Raw genomic sequence first — 20,129 nt, forward strand, 5'->3', positions numbered from 1 at the left:
CTTGCTCGCGAATGCGGTGTGTCATTCAACATTTTCTCTGCTGACCCACCGCATTCGCGAGCAAGCCCGCTCCCACAAGGGGAGTTCATCGACAGGGTATCTTTGGGTCTAGAGGCAGAGCGGGCCGCGCGGGTAGCGCTTGAGCGCCTGGATCAGCTCGGCGCCGGGGATCGGCCGGTCGAACAGGTAGCCCTGGCCGACGTCGCAACGGTGGCGACGCAGGAACGCCAGTTGCTCGGCGGTCTCGATGCCTTCAGCCACGACTTTGAGCTTCAGGTTGTGGGCCATGGCGATCACCGCGGAGGTGATTTCCATGTCGTCCTGGTTGTCGGGGATTTCGTGGATAAAGCTTCGATCGATCTTGATGATGTCGATCGGGAATTTCTTCAGGTAGCTGAGCGACGAGTAACCGGTGCCGAAGTCGTCCATGGCCAGGGTCAGGCCCAGACGCTTGAGCTGATCAAGTTGCAAGTGAGTGTCTTCGGTGGCTTCCAGCAACAGGCCTTCGGTCAGCTCCAGTTCGAGCAGATTGGCCGGCAGCGCCTCTTCCTTGAGGATGTTGGCGATCGAGGCGACCAGATCCGGGTCGGAGAACTGCTTCGGCGAGAGGTTGATCGCCACTTGCAGGTTGCCCATGCCGGCGGCGGTCAGCGCCTTGCTCATGCGGCAGGCCTGACGCGCAATCCACTTGCCGATCGGAATGATCAGGCCGGTTTCTTCGGCAACGCTGATGAACTGATCCGGGCGGATCATCCCGCGTTCCGGGTGGTTCCAGCGCAGCAGCGCTTCCATGCCTAGCAGGCGACCGCTGCGCAGGCACAGCTTGGGCTGGTAGAACACGTCCAGCTCGTTCTGGGTCAGGGCGCGGCGCAGGTTGTTCTCGACGAACAGCTTGTAGCTGGCCTCGGCGTTGAGTGCTTCGGTGAAGACTTGCACCTGGTGTTTGCCGTTGGCCTTGGCCTTGTGCAGGGCCAGACCGGCGTTGCGCATCAGGGTCTGCGGATCGCGACCATGCAGCGGCGCACAGGCCAGGCCCACGGAGCCGGTGACACTGATCAGCTGGTTGTCGACGAACATCGGTTTGTCGAGGGTCGCCAGTAATTGGTTGGCGATCTGTTGGCCGGTGGCGAGGTCGGTATCGTCGAGCAGCACGGCGAATTCGTTACTGGCGAAGCGCGCGAGGCTGCCACTCGGGCTGAGGCTGTTGCGCAGGCGCCGGGCGAGGCTGATCAACAACTTGTCACCGGTCTGGTGCCCGAGGCTGTCGTTGATCCGTTTGAAGTTGTCGATGTCCACCAGCAGCAGGCTGATCGGCGTATCGCTGTCGCGGGCGAAGCGTTCGTCCAGATTGCGGATAAACGCCGGGCGGTTGCCGAGGTTGGTCAAGTTGTCGGTGTAGGCCAGACGTTCGATGCGCTGCTGCGCCAGTTTGGTCTGGGTGATGTCTTCGTAGATGCCGATGTAGTGCGTCAGCTCACGGTTGTCGCCGTACACCTTGGAGATCGACAACTGGCCCCAGTACGGTTCGAGGTTTTTGCGCCGGCTCTTGAATTCGCCCTGCCAGCTGTTGCTCTTGGCCAGCGCCGAGGGAGCGTCGAACAGCAGCTCGCTGAGGTTTTCCAGCGCCGGCAGCTCCGACAGGCGCTGGCCGTGGACTTCCTCGGTGGAGTACTGGGTGATCGCGGTGAAGCTCGGGTTGACGTACTCGACCACGCCGTCGCAATTGACCAGCAGAAAGGCGTTGGCACTTTGCTCGACCGCACGCTGGAACAGGTGCAGGGCGCTGGTGGCGGTGCGGCGGTTGTGGTTGTTGATGACCTGGGCGAACTGGTCGGCCAGCTCACCGGCAAAGGCGATTTCGTCGGACTGCCAGGCGCGGGTGACGCCGGTCTGCTCCAGACAGAGCACGCCGACCACCTGGCCGTCGACGCGGATGCTGGCGTCGAGCATGGCGTTGACGTCACGCGGGCGCAGGGCTTCGGCCATCTCACGGGTGCGCGGGTCGCGCATCGCATTATGCGCGTCGATGGCGCGGCTGCCGTGCAGGGCCTCCATGTAGTCGGGGAAACCGCTGATGTCGATCACCTCCGGCAGGATGTATTCCTGCGTCGCGCGGTGATACGCGGAAATCGGCACCAGCAGATTGCCTTCGAGGTTCCACAGGCTGGCGCAGTCGATTTCATAGATATCGCAGGCGCAGCGGGTGATCAGTTCGGCGGCTTCCTGCAGCGAGTTGTGGCTGCTGTAGCGCTGGCGGGCGAGCAGCAGAATCAGATCCTGCTGGGCGCGCACCCGATCAAGGTGCTGCAATTGTTCCTGCTGGGCGCGCTGGTTGAGTTCGAGGGCGATCTGCAGGCGCGAGTTCTGGGTTTCGAGGTCAACGGACGGCAGCGTTGGCGCTTCGTCGAACACGTCATCGACCGCCAGCAAATAACCGCGCAGCAAGTGTCGATTGTGCTGTTTATAGGCTTCGCCCAGTTCGAGGATGCTCAGCACGCCCGCAGCGGTGTGCAGGGTGTAGCGCACCAGATAATGCGGGCTGTCGCGCAGTTGCTGCTGGATCGCGTCGTGCAACTGATAGCGCGCTTCAGGCTCCATCAGGCTGGCATACGGTGAACCGACCAGCGCACAGAGCTCGACGGCCGGCTGGCCGAATTGACGTTCGCAATTGGGGTCGAGAAACAGCATCGCCCAACTGGCTTCATTCAAGCGCTCGAAACGCAGCATGCCGAGCCGCGAGGGCACAGGCAACTGCGTCACTACCTCGGCCGCCATACGGCTGGCGGCATCGGGTTGGCTCTTCATGAAGGAACTCGCTTGGAAATATGCTGAACGCGCCGGGCTCTCGCCCTCTTTACTGTTGCCTGCGGCAAGGTTGCATCATTGCGGCACCGACTGACAAGAGAGATGAAGGCCAAGTGCTATAAGAATGTGTCGGCCGCTCGGGGCATTTCTCCAGTGGGTGGTTGAAAAGAGCAAAAGATCGCAGCCTGCGGCAGCGCCTGCAGGGATATACGATGTCCTTCAGGAGCTGCCGAAGGCTGCGATCTTTTAGATTCAACGTAATTTCAGGCTGAGCGATTGCAGCTTCTTGCCATCTCGATCATGGTAATTGATCAAAATCTGATCAGCCTCGACCACTACATGGGCGAAGTTGTCTTCGCTGACCACAGTGCTGGTCAACTCATGTTGATAGTCACCCGCCGCAGTGCGTACCAGTGGCTGATCAAGGATGAACGTCGACGCCGTGGCATAGGGCAAAAGTTTGCTGTTACACAACGGCGAGGAGACGATGGTGTGGACTTCGAAGTCCGGGTCTTCGCTATGGGTCAGGCGCGAGGTCAGCGAGCCGTGCACGTCGCCCGAGACGAATACGACATTCCTGATCTGTCGGGTGCGAATGGTTTCCAGCAGGCGCAGGCGCTGCGCCGGGAAGGCTTTCCACGCATCGTCGCCGTGCAGTTTGCGATCCGGATAGAACATCACGCTGGTGACCACGAATTTGACCCGTGCCTTGCTGTTGCTCAGCCAGGCAACCAGGGCCAGTTCCTGCTCGCTGTCCAGGATGCGTCGATCATCAGCAGCCAGGTTGCGCCGAGTGCGGCTATCAGTGACAAACCATTCAATATCGCCATCGCTGAACTGATACCAGTAATGCGCCAGTTTTGAATGATCAATCTCGCCATCAACTGTTAGTTCATGCGCCGGACTATGACTGGTTTGATACAACTCATACGCCGCCATTGCATTGCGATATAACTCATGATCGGACTTACTGGCGTTCGCCGGCCAGTTGTCTTCAATTTCGTGGTCGTCGAGGATCATGTAAGTCGAAGTGCCGGACATCAGCCGCTGAATATTCGGTTGCGAGAAGGCCGCGCGATATTTGTCGAGGATGTCCTTGTATTCGCGATCCGGGGCAATCAGGTTGAGGTCGTCGACATAGATCTGGTCTCCGGTCATCAGGGTGGCGCTGATCGGCGGCTCGGCGCCTTCGATCAACTGATTGATCGAGGCGAATATACGGTCGCCAATTTGGGGCAGGGAAGCAATGCCGGCGGTCATGCGCAAGTAGCGACAGGAGCCGATGATATAAGCGCGTGGCTGCGCGGCGTCGCTGGCACGGGTGCGAAAGCGGTAGATCTCGCGCGGCCATTGCAGAGGCAATTCGGCGATGCTCTCGACGGTATGCACCGGGCTCATGGGGCTGAACCAGCCCGTCTGGTATTCGTATTCGCAATGGCTCTCCAGGTTATTCAATGAAAAGACCTGGCAAAAATCGCGCAAAGCACTTAAACGGGAAAAAAGGCTATTTGACCATTGATTGCTGTCGCGCTTTCGATAACGCAGGCCGGCAAATGTGGTGGCGTTGTTTTGCGAGTCGCCGCGCATGAAGATGCGTGCGTGATTAGTTGTTGTATGGCCAATAATCGGGCCGACAGTTGGTTTTAACATGTTCGAATCCGTTCGAATTGATACTTGAATAACGGTCAGTGTTTAGCAAGTTATTCGTTTAACTTGTGCCGCCAAGGTTAGTTGTCGGCGGATAAAAAATATCGGCGCGAAGTGGACTGGACTCGTGGCTTAAGTAGACCGAAGTTGTAGGAATAAAAGCGTTGTAACTTTTCTTCGGGCAAAAAAAGCCCCGTCAAACTGACGGGGTTGAGGTACGAGCGTGTGGCGCTCGAAAACGTGGGACGCAATCGGCCCTCCGTTGCCGGAGGGCCGAACGCTTTACAGCAGGATGGTGCGGATGTCGCCCAGCAGGCTGCCCAGACGCTGGGTGAAGCGTGCAGCGGCGGCGCCGTTGATCACACGGTGATCGTAGGACAGCGACAGTGGCAGCATCAGTTTCGGCTGGAAGGCTTTGCCGTCCCAGACTGGCTGGATGGTTGCCTTGGAAACACCGAGGATCGCCACTTCCGGCGCGTTGACGATCGGCGTGAAGCCGGTGCCGCCAATGTGGCCGAGGCTGGAAATGGTGAAGCAGGCGCCTTGCATCTCGTCCGAAGACAGCTTCTTGGTGCGGGCTTTTTCAGCCAGCGAAGCCGCTTCAGCAGCCAGTTGCAGCAGGCTCTTCTGGTCGACGTTCTTGATCACCGGGACCAGCAGGCCATCCGGAGTGTCTACCGCGAAACCGATGTTGACGTACTTCTTGCGAATGATCGCCTTGCCGCTTGGCGCCAGCGAACTGTTGAAGTCCGGCAGCTCCTTGAGCAGGTGCGCGCAGGTCTTGAGCAGCAGCGGCAGGATGGTCAGCTTGACGCCGGCCTTCTCGGCGACGGCTTTTTGCGCAACACGGAAGGCTTCCAGCTCGGTGATGTCCGCCGAGTCGAATTGCGTCACGTGCGGCACGTTCAGCCAGCTGCGGTGCAGGTTGGCAGCGCCGACCTGCATCAGGCGGGTCATCGGCACTTCTTCGATTTCACCGAAGCGGCTGAAGTCCACGACCGGAATCGGCGGGATGCCCGCGCCACCGGTTGCGCCGCCAGCAGCGGCCGGTGCTTCCTTGGCCTTCTGCATCATCGCCTTGACGTAAACCTGCACGTCTTCTTTCAGAATGCGACCGTGCGGACCGCTGGCGCCAACGGCGCTCAGCTCGACGCCGAACTCACGGGCCAGTTGACGCACGGCAGGGCCGGCGTGAACTTTCGCGCCTGGCTTGGCCGGCGCAGCAACCGGAGCGGCAGCAGCAGGTGCTGCGGCTGCCGGAGCCGCAGCGGCCGGTGCCGGAGCACTTGGCGCAGCGGCAGCTGGAGCCGGGGCAGCAGCAGGGGCTGCGCCTTTGACTTTCAGCTTGAGGATCAGGTCGCCGGTGCCGACTTCGTCGTCCAGCTTGATGGAAATGCTTTCCACCACGCCAGCGGCAGGCGATGGGATTTCCATGCTTGCCTTGTCGGATTCGAGGGTGATCAGCGACTGGTCGGCTTCAACGCTGTCGCCAGCCTTGACCAACACTTCGATGATCTTGGCCTTGCCGGCCGAACCGATGTCCGGAACATGGATGTCCTGAACGCTGTCAGCCACTGGAGCAGCCGGGGCTGCCGCAGGAGCAGGCGCAGCGGCAGCGGCCGGCGCAGCAGCAGCCTGAGCCGGAGCGGCCGCAGCAGGCGCCGCAGCACCCGCCACTTCCAGATCCAGAATCAGGTCGCCCGTGCCGACTTCGTCGTTGAGCTTGACGCTGATGGCCTTGACCACGCCCGCGGCAGGCGACGGGATTTCCATGCTCGCCTTGTCGGATTCCAGGGTGATCAAAGATTGATCAGCCTCGACGGTGTCGCCGACCTTGACCTGGATCTCGATGATCTGCGCCTTGCCCGACGAACCGATGTCCGGCACGTGCACTTGCTGCACCGAAGCGGCAGCAGGGGCAGCGGCTGGCGCGGCAGCAGCAGGAGCGGCAGCCGGTTTGGCTTCAGCTTTTGCAGCCGGTGCAGCAGCAGGTGCAGGGGCCGCTTGCGCGGCGCCCTCGACTTCCAGCTCGAGTAGTTCGTCGCCTTCTTTCAGACGGTCGCCCAGCTTGACTTTCAGGCTCTTGATGACGCCGGCTTTCGGGGCCGGCACTTCCATGCTGGCCTTGTCCGATTCCAGGGTCAGGATGCTCTGGTCGGCTTCGATACGGTCGCCGACCTTCACAAACAGTTCAATTACTTCACCTTCACCGCTGCCGATGTCAGGTACGCGAATGAGTTCGCTCACAAAATGTCTCCTCAGCAGTCCAGTGGGTTGCGTTTTTCCGGGTCGATGCCGAACTTGACGATGGCCTCGGCCACGACTTTAGGTTCGATATCACCACGGTCAGCCAGTGCTTCCAGGGCTGCCAACACCACGAAATGACGGTCGACTTCGAAGAAATGACGCAGTTTCTTGCGGCTGTCGCTGCGGCCGAAACCGTCGGTGCCCAGGACTTTGAATTCCTTGGACGGTACCCACTGACGGATCTGCTCGGCGAACAGCTTCATGTAGTCGGTAGAAGCAATCACCGGACCCTTACGGCCGCTCAGGCACTCTTCAACGTAGCTCTGCTTAGGCTTCTGGCCAGGCTTCAGACGGTTGCTGCGCTCTACGGCCAGGCCGTCGCGACGCAGTTCGTTGAAGCTGGTGACGCTCCATACGTCGGCGCCGATGTTGAACTCTTCACGCAGAATCTTCGCCGCTTCACGTACCTCACGCAGGATGGTGCCGGAGCCCATCAGTTGTACGTGATGCGCCGCATCGCGGGTGTCTTCTTCGAGCAGATACATGCCTTTCTTGATGCCTTCTTCGGCACCGGCCGGCATGGCTGGCTGCTGGTACGACTCGTTCATCACGGTGATGTAGTAGAAGATGTCCTGTTGCTCTTCGGTCATCTTCTTCATGCCGTCCTGAATGATCACCGCCAGCTCGTAGCCGTAGGTCGGATCGTAGGTGCGGCAGTTCGGGATGGTCGCGGCCAGCAGGTGGCTGTGACCGTCTTCGTGCTGCAGGCCTTCACCGTTCAGGGTGGTACGGCCGGCGGTGCCGCCGATCAGGAAACCACGGGTACGGCTGTCGCCAGCGGCCCAGGCCAGGTCACCGATACGCTGGAAGCCGAACATCGAGTAGAAGATGTAGAACGGCAGCATCGGCTGGTTGTGGCTGGAGTACGAAGTACCGGCAGCGATGAAGGAACTCATGGCGCCTGCTTCGTTGATGCCTTCTTCAAGGATCTGACCTTTCTGGTCTTCCTTGTAGAACATCACCTGGTCTTTATCGACTGGCTCGTAGAGCTGGCCGACGGAGGAGTAGATGCCCAACTGACGGAACATGCCTTCCATACCGAAGGTACGGGCTTCGTCCGGGATGATCGGCACGATGCGCGGGCCGATTTCCTTGTCCTTGACCAGTTGCGCGAGGATCCGCACGAAGGCCATGGTGGTGGAAATTTCACGGTCGCCCGAACCATCGAGGATGGCTTTCAGGGTGTCCAGGTCCGGGGTCGGTACGCTGAAGCTCTGCGCGCGGCGCTGCGGTACGAAACCGCCCAGTGCGGCACGGCGCTCGCTCAGGTAGCGGGCTTCGGCGCTGTTTGGCTCTGGCTTGAAGAACGGCAGGTTCTCCAGCTCTTCGTCCTTGACCGGGATGTCGAAGCGGTCGCGGAACAGCTTCAGGCTGTCGACGTCGACTTTCTTGGTGTTGTGCGCAGTGTTTTTCGCTTCGCCGGCACCGGTGCCATAACCCTTGATGGTCTTGGCCAGGATGACGGTTGGTTGTTCTTTGTGGTTGACCGCTTCGTGGTACGCCGCATAGACCTTGTACGGGTCGTGGCCGCCACGGTTGAGTTTCCAGATCTCGTCGTCGGACAGATCGGCAACCATCGCCTTGAGTTCAGGCGTGTTGAAGAAGTGCTCGCGAACGAACGCGCCGTCTTTGGCTTTGTAGTTCTGGTACTCGCCGTCGATGACTTCGTCCATGCGACGTTGCAGGATGCCGTCGACGTCTTTGGCCAGCAGTGGGTCCCAGAAACGGCCCCAGATGACTTTGGTCACGTTCCACTGTGCACCGCGGAACACGCCTTCGAGTTCCTGGATGATCTTGCCGTTGCCGCGAACCGGGCCGTCGAGGCGCTGCAGGTTGCAGTTGATGACGAAGATCAGGTTGTCCAGCTTCTCGCGGCCGGCCAGGGAGATCGCGCCCAGGGATTCCGGCTCGTCGCACTCGCCGTCGCCCAGGAAGCACCAGACTTTCTGTTTGCCCGGCTGGATGAAACCGCGGTGTTCCAGGTACTTCATGAAGCGTGCCTGGTAGATCGCCTGGATCGGACCCAGACCCATGGATACGGTCGGGAACTGCCAGAAGTCAGGCATCAGCCAAGGGTGCGGGTAGGACGACAGGCCCTGACCGTCGACTTCCTGGCGGAAGTTGTTCATCTGGTCTTCGGTGATGCGGCCTTCCATGAATGCACGGGCGTAAACGCCTGGCGAGGTGTGGCCCTGGAAGTAGATCAGGTCGCCGCCGTGTTCGTCGGTCGGGGCCTGGAAGAAGTAGTTGAAGCCGATGTCATACAGGGTCGCGCTGGAAGCGAAGCTGGAGATGTGACCACCCAGGTCAGAATCTTTCAGGTTCGTACGCATTACCATGGCCATCGCGTTCCAGCGTACCAGCGAGCGAATGCGGCGTTCCATGAACAGGTCGCCAGGCATGCGTGCTTCGTGGGTTACCGGGATGGTGTTGCGGTAAGGCGTGGTGATGGCGTAAGGGAGCTGCGAACCGCTGCGGGTCGCCAGTTCACCCATACGGGTCATCAGATAGTGAGCACGGTCTTCGCCTTCTTTGTCGAGAACCGATTCCAGGGCGTCCAGCCATTCCTGGGTTTCGACGGGATCGAGGTCTTGCATGGCTTGCTCCAGGGCGGAAAGGCTTCCAGAATCGGTTGCCTGAGTTTGCGACTGGCCTTGTGGGCAGACGATTTAAAATTCTTGGATTGCCGACAGGTTGTTCCGGCGGCGTGTAGTTTTACTACAAATCTTTGAGCATTTCAGCCTTTCGCCTGTATAGACGAGTAGTAAAACTACAGAGGAAAGGCTTGTGGCCTCCGACTGCGTTGTGAGAATAATCGTTAAGGTTGGTCGATTACCATCCGAAAAAGGTGAAAGTTTGATGCTGGATGCCAAAGAAGAAGAAATTTCAGCTATTTCTAACTTTTGTTCGACAGTCCTTCGCGTAGCGGGTTTTCATCAAACACTACAAGCGGCCATTTACACGCCGATCAAGGATAGACCATGACCCTGCCCGTGCTCGCTGAACTCCCCGCCATTCTCCTGCCGTTGGTCACTCGATCCGAGCAGTCGTTCCGTGCGGCCGTCGCCGCGCTGGAAGACGATCACGGCTTCTCCAACTGGACCCCGGAACGCTGGGCGCAATTCGCCCGCGTCAGTGCCGCCAGCGATTTCGTTATTGAACAGAGCGTTCGTGACCCTTTGATGTTGTTGTCACTGGTGCAGTCCGGCGAACTCGACCGGCCGTTCGCACCGGGTGAATTGTGCGCGCAGATTGCCGCCGCCGTGAACACCGCGCAAAGCGAAGACGAACTCGGGCGCGTCCTGCGCCGCCAGCGCGCACGCCATCAAGTGCGGATCATCTGGCGTGACCTCAACCGCCAGGCCGATCTGGTGCAGACCTGTCGCGATCTGTCGGACATGGCCGACGCCACCATCGATCAGGCCTACCAATGGCTGTACAGCCGCCATTGCCAGCAGTTCGGTACGCCGACCGGTCGGCGCAGCGGTCTGCCGCAGCAGATGGTCATTCTTGGTATGGGCAAGCTCGGCGCGGTCGAGCTGAACCTGTCGTCGGACATCGACCTGATTTTCGCCTACCCCGAGGGCGGCGAAACCGTCGGCGTGAAACGCGCGCTGGATAATCAGGAATTCTTCATTCGTCTCGGTCAGCGCCTGATCAAGGCCCTCGACCCGATGACCGTCGACGGCTTCGTGTTCCGCGTCGACATGCGCCTGCGCCCGTACGGTTCGTCCGGCGCGCTGGTGCTGAGCTTCAATGCGCTGGAACAGTATTACCAGGATCAGGGCCGCGACTGGGAACGCTACGCGATGATCAAGGCGCGGGTGGTGGCTGGCGATCAAGCGGCTGGCGCGCAGTTGCTCGATATGCTGCGCCCGTTCGTTTACCGCCGTTACCTGGACTTCTCGGCGATCGAAGCGCTGCGCACCATGAAGCAGCTGATCCAGCAGGAAGTGCGGCGCAAAGGCATGGCCGACAACATCAAACTCGGCTCCGGCGGGATCCGCGAAGTCGAGTTCATTGCCCAGGCTTTTCAGTTGATTCACGGCGGGCGCGACCTCAGCCTGCAACAGCGTCCTCTATTAAAGGTGCTGAGCACGCTGGAAGGACAGGGCTACCTGCCGCCGGCGGTGATCAGCGAGCTGCGCGAAGGTTACGAATTCCTGCGTTACACCGAACACGCGATCCAGGCGATTGCCGACCGCCAGACCCAGATGTTGCCGGACGGCGCTCAGGATCAGGCGCGCATCGCGTTCATGCTCGGCTTCGCCGATTGGCACGCCTTCCATGAAAAGCTGATGTTCTGGCGTGGTCGGGTGGCCTGGCACTTTGCGCAGGTGATCGCCGATCCCGATGAAGAAGAGGGCGCCGACTGCGAAGTGGTAGTGGGCGGTGAATGGTTGCCGCTGTGGGAAGAGGAGCAGGATGAAGAGGCCGCTTGCCGACAGCTCGAAGAGGGCGGCTTTGCTGATGCGACCAAGGCCCTGAAGGCGCTGGCCGGTTTGCGCGGCAGCCCGCAGTTGCGTGCGATGCAACGGCTGGGTCGCGAGCGTCTCGATGCTTTTATTCCGCGTCTGCTGGCCCAGGCGGTGGAGCATGACAACCCGGATCTGGTGCTGGAACGGGTGCTGCCACTGGTCGAAGCCGTGGCCCGACGTTCGGCTTATTTAGTGTTGCTGACGGAAAACCCCGGCGCCCTGCGGCGTTTGCTGACGCTGTGTGCGGCCAGTCCGTGGATTGCCGAACAGATCACCCGTTTCCCGTTGCTGCTCGACGAGTTGCTCAATGAAGGCCGGCTGTTCAAGCCGCCACTGGCCCCGGAACTGGCCGCCGAATTGCGCGAGCGCCTGACGCGGATCCCCGAAGATGACCTCGAACAGCAGATGGAAGCCCTGCGTCACTTCAAACTGGCGCACCGCTTGCGCGTCGCCGCCTCGGAAATCGCCGGCAGTCTGCCGTTGATGAAAGTCAGTGATTACCTGACCTGGCTCGCCGAAGCGATTCTCGAGCAAGTGCTGGCGCTGGCCTGGCGTCAGACGGTGGCCAAGTACGGCACGCCGCTGCGCACTGACGGCAGTTTGTGCGATCCCGGCTTCATCATTGTCGGTTATGGCAAAGTCGGCGGGCTGGAACTGGGGCATGGTTCGGACCTGGACCTGGTGTTCATCCATGACGGTGATCCGCAGGCGGAAACCGACGGGCCGAAGCCGATCGATGGCGCACAGTTCTTCACCCGGCTGGGGCAGCGGATCATTCACTTGCTGACGGCGCAGACCAACTCCGGTCAGCTGTATGAAGTGGACATGCGTTTGCGCCCGTCCGGCGCGTCGGGGCTGTTGGTCAGTTCGCTCGGGGCGTTTGAGCGCTATCAGGAAAATGAAGCCTGGACCTGGGAACATCAGGCTCTGGTGCGGGCGCGGGTGCTGGTCGGCAGTCAGGATGTCGGCCAGGCCTTCGAGAAAGTCCGCGCGCAGGTTTTGGGCAAGGCGCGGGATCTGGCGAAGCTGCAACAGGAAGTCAGCGAGATGCGCGCCAAGATGCGCGATAACCTCGGCAGCAAGAGCACGGCGGCCGGCACCGCGGCAAATGCCTTCGAGGCCACGGCGCCGTTCGACCTCAAGCAGGACGCCGGAGGTATCGTCGATATTGAATTTATGGTGCAATACGCGGCCCTGGCGTGGTCGCACAGCCACCCGCCATTGCTGCGCTGGACCGATAACATCCGCATTCTGGAAGAGCTGGAACACGAAGGGCTGATGCCTGCCGAAGATGCCAGCCTGTTGCGCGAGGCCTATAAAGCCTACCGCTCCGCCGCCCACCGACAGGCCTTGCAGAAGGACGCCGGGGTGATTGCAGGCGACCAGTTTGTCGAGGAGCGCCGGCAGGTATTGCGGATCTGGAAAGAGTTGGGGCTAAGCTGAGTCGCAGATGTGTGAATGAATGCAAAACCCTGTAGGAGTGAGCCTGCTCGCGATAGCGGAGTGTCAGACGACTTCAATGTTGAATGTAACGACCCCATCGCGAGCAGGCTCACTCCTACAATAGATCTGCGGTGAGTCGCAGATGTGTGAACAGAGGCAAAACCATGTGGGAGCGAGCCTGCTCGCGATAGCGGAGTGACAGTCGACAGTCATGTTGAAGGTAATGACCCATCGCAAGCAGCGCCGCTCCCTCAGTGATTCTCGAGGCGGGGAGGCATTGGCCTCCCCGGTTCGTTTATGGAAACCACATGAATATTCTGATCGTTGGGCCCAGTTGGGTCGGTGACATGGTGATGGCGCAGACACTGTTTCAGTGTCTCAAGCAGCGCCACCCGCAATGCGAAATCGACGTGCTGGCCCCCGAGTGGAGCCGGCCGATCCTTGAGCGCATGCCTGAAGTGCGCAAGGCCTTGAGCTTTCCGCTCGGCCATGGCGCTCTGGAACTGGCGACGCGTCGGCGAATCGGCAAGTCCCTGGCCGGCCAGTACGATCAGGCGATCCTGCTGCCGAATTCGCTGAAGTCGGCGCTGGTGCCATTCTTCGCCGGCATCAAACAACGCACCGGCTGGCGTGGCGAATTCCGCTACGGCCTGCTCAATGACGTGCGCACGCTGGATAAAGAACGTTATCCGCTGATGATCGAGCGCTTCATGGCGCTGGCTTACGAGCCGAACGCCGAGCTGCCGAAGCCTTATCCGCGTCCGAGCCTGCAAATCGATCCGGTGACCCGCGAAGCGGCGCTGGCCAAGTTCGGCCTGACTCTGGACCGTCCGGTGTTGGCCCTGTGCCCCGGCGCCGAGTTCGGCGAATCCAAGCGCTGGCCGTCCGAGCATTACGCCAAGGTTGCCGAAGCGCGGATTCGCGAAGGCTGGCAGGTGTGGCTGTTCGGCTCGAAAAACGACCACGCGGTAGGCGAAGACATTCGCGCGCGGCTGATTCCCGGCCTGCGTGAGGAATCAGTCAACCTCAGCGGCGGTACCTCGCTGGCCGAGGCCATCGACCTGCTGTCCTGCGCAGACTCGGTGGTGTCCAACGACTCCGGCCTGATGCACGTTGCGGCGGCGCTGAACCGTCCGCTGGTGGCGGTCTACGGCTCTACGTCACCGGGGTTCACCCCGCCGCTGGCCGAGCACGTCGAAATCGTTCGTTTGGGACTCGATTGCAGCCCGTGCTTCGACCGTACCTGCCGGTTCGGCCATTACAACTGCCTGCGCCAGCTGATGCCGGACGCGGTCAACGATGCCTTGCAGAAACTGCAGGGCTCCGTGGTCGAGGTTCATTAAGTTGCGGGTATTGCTGATCAAGACTTCATCGCTGGGCGACGTGATTCACGCGTTGCCGGCGCTGACCGACGCGGCCCGGGCCATCCCCGGGATCAAGTTCGACTGGGTGGTGGAAGAAGGCTTCGCCGAGATCCCGACCTGGCACCCGGCCGTCGGCAAGGTGATTCCCGTGGCGATCCGTCGCTGGCGCAAGAACCTCTGGCAGACCATCAAGAGTGGCGAGTGGAAGCGCTTCAAGCAAAGCGTGCGCGCCAGCCAATACGATCTGGTGATCGACGCTCAGGGCCTGCTGAAAAGCGCCTGGCTGACGCGCTACGTCAAAGCCCCGGTAGCTGGTCTCGACAAAGGCTCGGCGCGTGAGCCGATTGCCGCACGTTTCTACGATCGCAAACTGGCGGTGGCCCGTGGGCAACACGCCGTCGAACGGGTGCGTCAGTTGTTCGCCATCGCCCTTGGTTATGACCTGCCCAAAGGGTTGGGCGACTACGGCCTCAACGTCGAGCGTCTGGTGGAATTGCCGCGCAAGAGCGCGTTCGTGGTGTTCCTGCACGGCACCACGTGGGACACCAAGCACTGGCCGGAAGCCTACTGGCGCGAGCTGACCGAACGCGTCGGCTATCTGGGCGTCGGGGTCAAACTGCCGTGGGGCAACCCGCTGGAGAAGGCCCGTGCCGAACGGATTGCCGCTGGCTTCAAGCACGCCGAAGTGTTGCCGAAGCTGAATCTGGCCGGGGTCGGCAAAGTGCTGGCCGGCGCCCAGGCTTGCGTTGCGGTGGACACCGGTCTCGGTCACCTTGCAGCCGCGCTGGATGTGCCGACGATTTCGCTGTTCGGCCCGACCAATCCGGGCCTGACTGGCGCCTACGGCAAGGTGCAGATTCACATGGCCAGTGATTTCCCCTGCGCCCCTTGCCTGCAAAAGAAATGTACGTATCAACCGACCGCGCAGGATGCCCGTCAGTTTGACCTGAAACGCGAGCAGCCCCTGTGCTTCACGCGTCTGAATCCCGAGCGTGTCGCCAGCCGACTGAGCACGTTGTTAATGGCTGAGGAGCTGCGCTGATGCAATTGGCTTTTGTCCTGTACAAATATTTCCCGTTCGGTGGCTTGCAGCGCGACTTCATGCGCATCGCCCTCGAATGCCAGAAGCGCGGCCATCAGATCCGTGTCTATACGCTGATCTGGGAAGGCGACGTGCCGCCCGGTTTCGAAGTGCTGGTGGCGCCGGTCAAGGCGTTCTTCAATCATCGGCGCAACGAGAAACTCACGGCGTGGATGGAAGCGGATCTGGCCAAGCGTCCGGTGGACCGCTTGATCGGTTTCAACAAGATGCCGGGGCTGGACGTCTACTACGCCGCCGACGGCTGCTTCGAAGACAAGGCGCAGAACCTGCGCCATTCGCTGTACCGCCGCTGGGGCCGCTACCGCCACTTCGCCGAGTATGAGCGCGCGGTGTTCGCCAAAGACGCGAAAACCGAAGTGCTGATGATTTCCGAAGTGCAGCAGCCGCTGTTCATCAAGCACTACGACACGCCGCTGGAGCGCTTCCACCTGCTGCCACCGGGTATCGCCCAGGATCGTCGCCGGCCGGCGGATGCCGACCAGATTCGCGCCGGTTTCCGCGCCGAATTCAGCCTCAAGGACGATGAATTGCTGCTGGTGCAGATCGGCTCCGGGTTCAAGACCAAGGGCGTCGATCGCAGCCTCAAGGCGCTGGCTGCACTGCCCGCCGAGCTGAAGAAGCGCACCCGGCTGTTTGTAATCGGCCAGGATGACCCCAAATTGTTCCAGATGCAGAGTACGACTTTGGGCCTGGGCGACAACGTGACCTTCCTCAAGGGCCGCAGCGATATCCCGCGCTTCCTGCTTGGCGCCGACCTGTTGATCCACCCGGCGTACAACGAAAACACCGGCACAGTATTGCTCGAAGCGCTGGTCGCCGGGTTGCCGGTGCTGGTCAGCGCGGTCTGCGGTTACGCCCATTACATTGCCGAGGCGGACGCCGGGCGAGTGCTGGACGAGCCGTTCGATCAGGCGCAACTGACGCAGTACCTGACTGACATGTTGAATGACGACGCTGCACGCGCGGCCTGGAGCCGCAATGGTCTGGCTTTCGCCGAGACGGCCGACCTCTACAGCATGCCGCAGCACGCGGCCGATGTGATTCTGGCGGAGCACGCTTAAATGAAGTTGATGCTGGCTGAACCGTTCAAGAGCCTTTGGGCCGGGCGCGACCCGTTCGCCGAAGTCGAAGGCTTGCAGGGCGAAGTCTACCGCGAGCTGGAAGCTCGACGGACTCTGCGCACGGAAGTCGACGGCAACGGATTTTTCGTCAAGATCCACCGGGGCATCGGCTGGGGCGAGATTTTCAAGAACCTGCTGACCGCCAAGCTGCCGGTGCTTGGCGCAGGTCAGGAGTGGAAGGCAATCCAGCGTCTGCAGGAAGTCGGCGTGCCGACCATGACCGCCGTGGCTTACGGCGAGAAGGGCAGCAACCCGGCGGATCAGCATTCGTTCATCGTCACCGAAGAGCTGGCGCCGACCATCAGCCTCGAAGACTTCAGCATCGATTGGGTCAAGAACCCGCCGCAGCCGAAACTCAAGCACGCGCTGATCGCTGAAGTGGCGCGCATGACCGGCATGATGCACCGCGCCGGGGTCAACCATCGCGACTGCTACATCTGCCACTTTCTGCTGCACACCGACAAGCCGATCACCCCGGACGATTTCAAGCTGTCGGTGATCGACCTGCACCGCGCCCAGACTCGCCCAAGAATTACTCAACGCTGGCGCAACAAGGATCTGGCCGCGTTGTATTTCTCGGCACTGGACATCGGCCTGACCCGACGCGACAAGCTGCGTTTCCTCAAAGGCTACTTCCAGCAACCGCTACGCCAGATCCTCGCCGAAGAAGCGCCGTTGCTGAGTTGGCTCGAAGGCAAGGCCAACAAGCTTTATGCGCGCAAACAGCGTTACGGGGATGCGCTCTGATGGCGGGTTGGACGCTTGAACCGCAATACAGCGAACTGAGCGAAGATTTCGGCAGCCTCGAAGCGGTGTTTGCCCTGCAGGGCGAGCGCCTGACCCGCGACCCGCTGTCCGAAGTCATCCGCGTGCAGCGTAACGGCGTGAATTACTACGTCAAACGCTACGTCGGCGCCGGTAAAGGCTTGCGCCGTTACCTGGGCAAGCCCCGGGTGAAGATGGAGTGGCAGAACCTCAAGCGCTTCGCCAAGTGGGGCATTCCCACCGCCGAAGTGGTGGCCTGGGGCCTGGAGCGACGTGGCGCGGCCTATGCCCGTGGCGCCATGATCACCCGCGAGCTGCCGCGCACCGAAGACCTCTCGGCGCTGGCCGAACGCAACGATCCGAAACTCAAGGATCGTCTGTGGGTCGATGGCATCAGCCGCCAACTGGCCGGCTACACCAGAACCATGCACGACCACCGCTTTACCCATAACGATCTGAAGTGGCGCAATTTGCTGATCGACGATCAGGCGCAGCTGTTTCTGATCGACTGCCCGAACGGCGATTTCTGGCGCGGCTTCTGGCTCAAATACCGGATCACCAAGGATCTGGCCTGTCTCGACAAGGTGGCCAAGTATCACCTGTCGAACACCCAGCGCCTGCGCTTCTACCTGCAATACCGCGGACGTGATCGGCTGAATGCCGCCGACAAGAAACGGATTCGCCACGTGGTGAGATTTTTCGAGGGACGCGAATGACTGATTTCCTGGCTGCTGAAGACCGGGCGCTACTTGAGCGTCATGGCCTCGGCACTTTCGACGCGCTCTGGGCCAAACAGCTCGAAGCCGTGGACGAACCGAACACCGATGGCGGTGGCTGGAGCAGCGTGTTTCGCCTGGAGCTGGAAGGGCAGGCCTACTACCTCAAGCGCCAGAGCAACTACCTGACCCGCACCCTGCATGCGCCGTTTGGCGAGCCGAGTTTCGCCCGCGAGTTTCGCAACATCAGCCGCTACAACAAGTTGGGGATCCCGGCGCTGCAAGCGGCGTTCTTCGGTGAGCGCAAGGTCAAGGGCGATGTCCAGGCGATCCTGCTGACCCGTGCCCTCGACGGCTGGGATGATCTCGACTCGTTGCTGCAACGCTGGTCCGAGCTGAGCACCGCGCAGCAATCGGCCATTCTCAAGGCCTGTGGACAGCTGGCGCGCCGGCTGCACGGCGTGCGTCAGGTGCACGGCTGCTTTTATCCGAAGCACATCTTTTTGCAGGCTGATGGCGACGCGTATAAGGCGCAGTTGATCGACCTGGAAAAGACCCGACCCCTGCTGTTCGGCATGCGCGACCGGGTCAAGGATCTGGAGCCGCTGCTGCGTCGTGCGCCGGAATGGAGCGAAGCGCAATTGCGCGAGTTGCTCGCGGCCTATCTCGATCAGCCAGTCGACAGTTCGCTGGTCGACAGCTGGGTGACGCGTCTGACCGCACGGCGCAGTCGCAAGGAGACCCGTTGATGCGCTTGTCCGAACTGAAAAACGCCGGACGTGCGCCGAGTCTGCCGGTGACGATCAGCCTCGCTGATGCGGCCGGTCCTGCGGATCTGCAACTGCTGAATCTGCTGCGGGTGTTGCCCGGGCAGCGCTATGTCGGTGCCGGGGTCTGGCGCGGGCGGCCGGTGCTGGCCAAATTACTGGTGGGCAGCAAGGCTGCGCGGCATTTTCAGCGCGAACTGGCGGGCGTCAAGTTGCTCGCCGAACAAGGTCTGACCACGCCGCTGTTGTTGGCTGATGGCCTGAAGGATGGCGAGGGCGGCTGGCTGCTGTTCGAGTTCCTCGAAGGTGCTGAAAGCCTCGGTGATGCCTGGCAGAAAGTCGAATCACTGCCGGTGCTGGCGGACGAGCAATCGGCGGTACTCGCCGAGGCGCTGGGCGCGATCGGCCAACTGCATGGCAAAGGACTGTGGCAGGAAGATCTGCACCTCGACAACCTGCTGCGCCAGGGCGGTCAGTTGTACCTGATCGATGGCGCCGGGATCTGCGCCGAGACCGCTGGCCAGCCGCTGTCGCGGCAGAAAGTGCTGGAAAACCTCGGGGTGTTTTTCGCCCAGTTGCCCAAGTCGCTGGAGCCGTTCACCGAAGAATTGCTGGTGTATTACCTGCTGAGCAACAGCGAACACGCGTTGCCGCTGGAAGCCTTGCAGAAGCAAATCGCCAAGGTCCGCGCCTGGCGCCTGAAGGATTATCTGATCAAGGTGGGCCGCGAGTGCACGTTGTTCAGTGTGCAACGCGGTGCGTTCGGTCTGCGGGCGATCCGTCGCGAGGAAGAAGCGGCGATGCTGCCGGTGCTGGATCAGGCCGATGCATTGCTCGATCAGGGCCATCTGTACAAGACCGGCGGCGCGGCGAGCGTCGGCAAGGTCGAAGTGGCCGGGCGTACGCTGGTGATCAAGCGCTACAACATCAAAGGCTTCGCGCACTGGCTCAAGCGTTTCTGGCGTCCGAGCCGCGCGTGGCACTCGTGGCGTGAAGGCAATCGCCTGGCGTTCCTCGGCATCGCCACGCCGAAACCGCTGGCGGTGCTGGAAAAGCGTTTTTTATGGTTGCGCAGCCGTGCTTATCTGGTGACCGAGTTCCTGCCGGGGCCGGACATCATCGAGCGCTTTGCGCCGTATGTGGAAAGCGGTGCGGCGCCGGAATCCGAGTTGCAGGCGCTGGATCAACTGTTCGCACGGTTGATTGCCGAGCGCATCAGCCATGGCGACTTCAAGGGGCATAACCTGTTCTGGCAGGAAGATCGCTGGGCACTGATCGATCTGGATTCGATGTGTCAGCACAGCTCAGTCGGAAGTTTCGCAGCGGCCTATGCGCGGGATCGGGCACGGTTCATGCGCAACTGGCCCGAGAGCAGCGCGCTGTATCAGGTGATCGATCAGCGATTGCCCAAGGACATCTCCAGCGCGGCCTGAACCGCCTTCGCCAGCAGGCTGGCTCCCACATGGGAAAGCATTCCCCTGTAGGAGCGAGCCTGCTCGCAACAGGGCTTTAAAGCCCCAAAAAACTCCCGTTGAGCAATAGCGGACAAACTGCACTGACTTGTCCTACAGCTTCTCCAGAAGCCATGAACTGTGCCCGCTCCAGCCCCGATGC

At 61.1% G+C, this 20,129-nt stretch carries 13 protein-coding genes; 9 read left to right on the forward strand and 4 right to left on the reverse strand.

The genetic code is table 11. The features are described 5' to 3' along the window. Window positions 1-108 precede the first annotated feature (108 nt). From LVD08_RS27150 to aceE, 4 genes are all read right to left on the reverse strand, one after another. On the reverse strand, window positions 109-2,805 hold the full coding sequence (locus LVD08_RS27150; protein WP_247269704.1) for a putative bifunctional diguanylate cyclase/phosphodiesterase: 2,697 nt from the start codon (window positions 2,803-2,805) through the stop codon (window positions 109-111). A gap of 252 nt (window positions 2,806-3,057) precedes the next feature. After that, window positions 3,058-4,455: an alkaline phosphatase D family protein gene (locus tag LVD08_RS27155; RefSeq protein WP_247269705.1), complete on the reverse strand. Its 1,398-nt coding sequence runs from the start codon at window positions 4,453-4,455 to the stop codon at window positions 3,058-3,060. A gap of 279 nt (window positions 4,456-4,734) precedes the next feature. After that, window positions 4,735-6,699, reverse strand: a complete 1,965-nt coding sequence (gene aceF, locus LVD08_RS27160) for a dihydrolipoyllysine-residue acetyltransferase (RefSeq protein ID WP_247269706.1) — start codon at window positions 6,697-6,699, stop codon at window positions 4,735-4,737. Window positions 6,700-6,710: 11 nt separating this feature from the next. After that, entirely contained in the window at window positions 6,711-9,356 is a 2,646-nt protein-coding gene (gene aceE / locus LVD08_RS27165) for a pyruvate dehydrogenase (acetyl-transferring), homodimeric type (RefSeq protein ID WP_003220999.1), read from the reverse strand. Between the two features lie 262 nt (window positions 9,357-9,618). Between aceE and LVD08_RS28085 the strand changes: the two genes are divergently transcribed. From LVD08_RS28085 to LVD08_RS27205, 9 genes are all read left to right on the forward strand, one after another. Then, complete coding sequence (locus tag LVD08_RS28085) at window positions 9,619-9,744, forward strand: hypothetical protein (protein ID WP_256198919.1); 126 nt, start codon at window positions 9,619-9,621, stop codon at window positions 9,742-9,744. Continuing rightward, window positions 9,741-12,680: a bifunctional [glutamate--ammonia ligase]-adenylyl-L-tyrosine phosphorylase/[glutamate--ammonia-ligase] adenylyltransferase gene (glnE, locus tag LVD08_RS27170; protein WP_247269707.1), complete on the forward strand. Its 2,940-nt coding sequence runs from the start codon at window positions 9,741-9,743 to the stop codon at window positions 12,678-12,680. The genes LVD08_RS28085 and glnE overlap by 4 nt, the downstream gene beginning before the upstream one ends. 308 nt (window positions 12,681-12,988) lie before the next feature. Further along, complete coding sequence (gene waaF / locus LVD08_RS27175) at window positions 12,989-14,023, forward strand: lipopolysaccharide heptosyltransferase II (RefSeq protein ID WP_047290935.1); 1,035 nt, start codon at window positions 12,989-12,991, stop codon at window positions 14,021-14,023. A 1-nt stretch (window position 14,024) separates the two neighbouring features. Then, the gene (gene waaC / locus LVD08_RS27180; protein WP_115988354.1) at window positions 14,025-15,086 is read left to right on the forward strand and encodes a lipopolysaccharide heptosyltransferase I; all 1,062 of its coding nucleotides are present in this window, start codon (window positions 14,025-14,027) and stop codon (window positions 15,084-15,086) included. Beyond that, window positions 15,086-16,207, forward strand: a complete 1,122-nt coding sequence (locus LVD08_RS27185) for a glycosyltransferase family 4 protein (RefSeq protein ID WP_135294812.1) — start codon at window positions 15,086-15,088, stop codon at window positions 16,205-16,207. The genes waaC and LVD08_RS27185 overlap by 1 nt, the downstream gene beginning before the upstream one ends. Continuing rightward, window positions 16,208-17,014 carry a lipopolysaccharide core heptose(I) kinase RfaP gene (gene rfaP / locus LVD08_RS27190; RefSeq protein WP_096794729.1) on the forward strand — a complete coding sequence of 269 codons (807 nt, stop codon included), beginning with the start codon at window positions 16,208-16,210 and terminating at the stop codon, window positions 17,012-17,014. After that, complete coding sequence (locus tag LVD08_RS27195) at window positions 17,014-17,748, forward strand: lipopolysaccharide kinase InaA family protein (protein ID WP_041065844.1); 735 nt, start codon at window positions 17,014-17,016, stop codon at window positions 17,746-17,748. The genes rfaP and LVD08_RS27195 overlap by 1 nt, the downstream gene beginning before the upstream one ends. Next, a complete protein-coding gene (locus LVD08_RS27200; protein WP_115988352.1) occupies window positions 17,745-18,497 on the forward strand; it encodes a lipopolysaccharide kinase InaA family protein in 753 nt (250 codons plus the stop codon). Before LVD08_RS27195 ends, LVD08_RS27200 begins: the two co-directional genes overlap by 4 nt. Next, window positions 18,497-19,948, forward strand: a complete 1,452-nt coding sequence (locus LVD08_RS27205; protein WP_247269708.1) for a lipopolysaccharide kinase InaA family protein — start codon at window positions 18,497-18,499, stop codon at window positions 19,946-19,948. The genes LVD08_RS27200 and LVD08_RS27205 overlap by 1 nt, the downstream gene beginning before the upstream one ends. The last annotated feature ends 181 nt before the right edge of the window (window positions 19,949-20,129 follow it).

The sequence above is a fragment of the Pseudomonas sp. YL2 genome (genome assembly GCF_023063025.1).
Classification (GTDB): domain Bacteria; phylum Pseudomonadota; class Gammaproteobacteria; order Pseudomonadales; family Pseudomonadaceae; genus Aquipseudomonas; species Aquipseudomonas putida_A.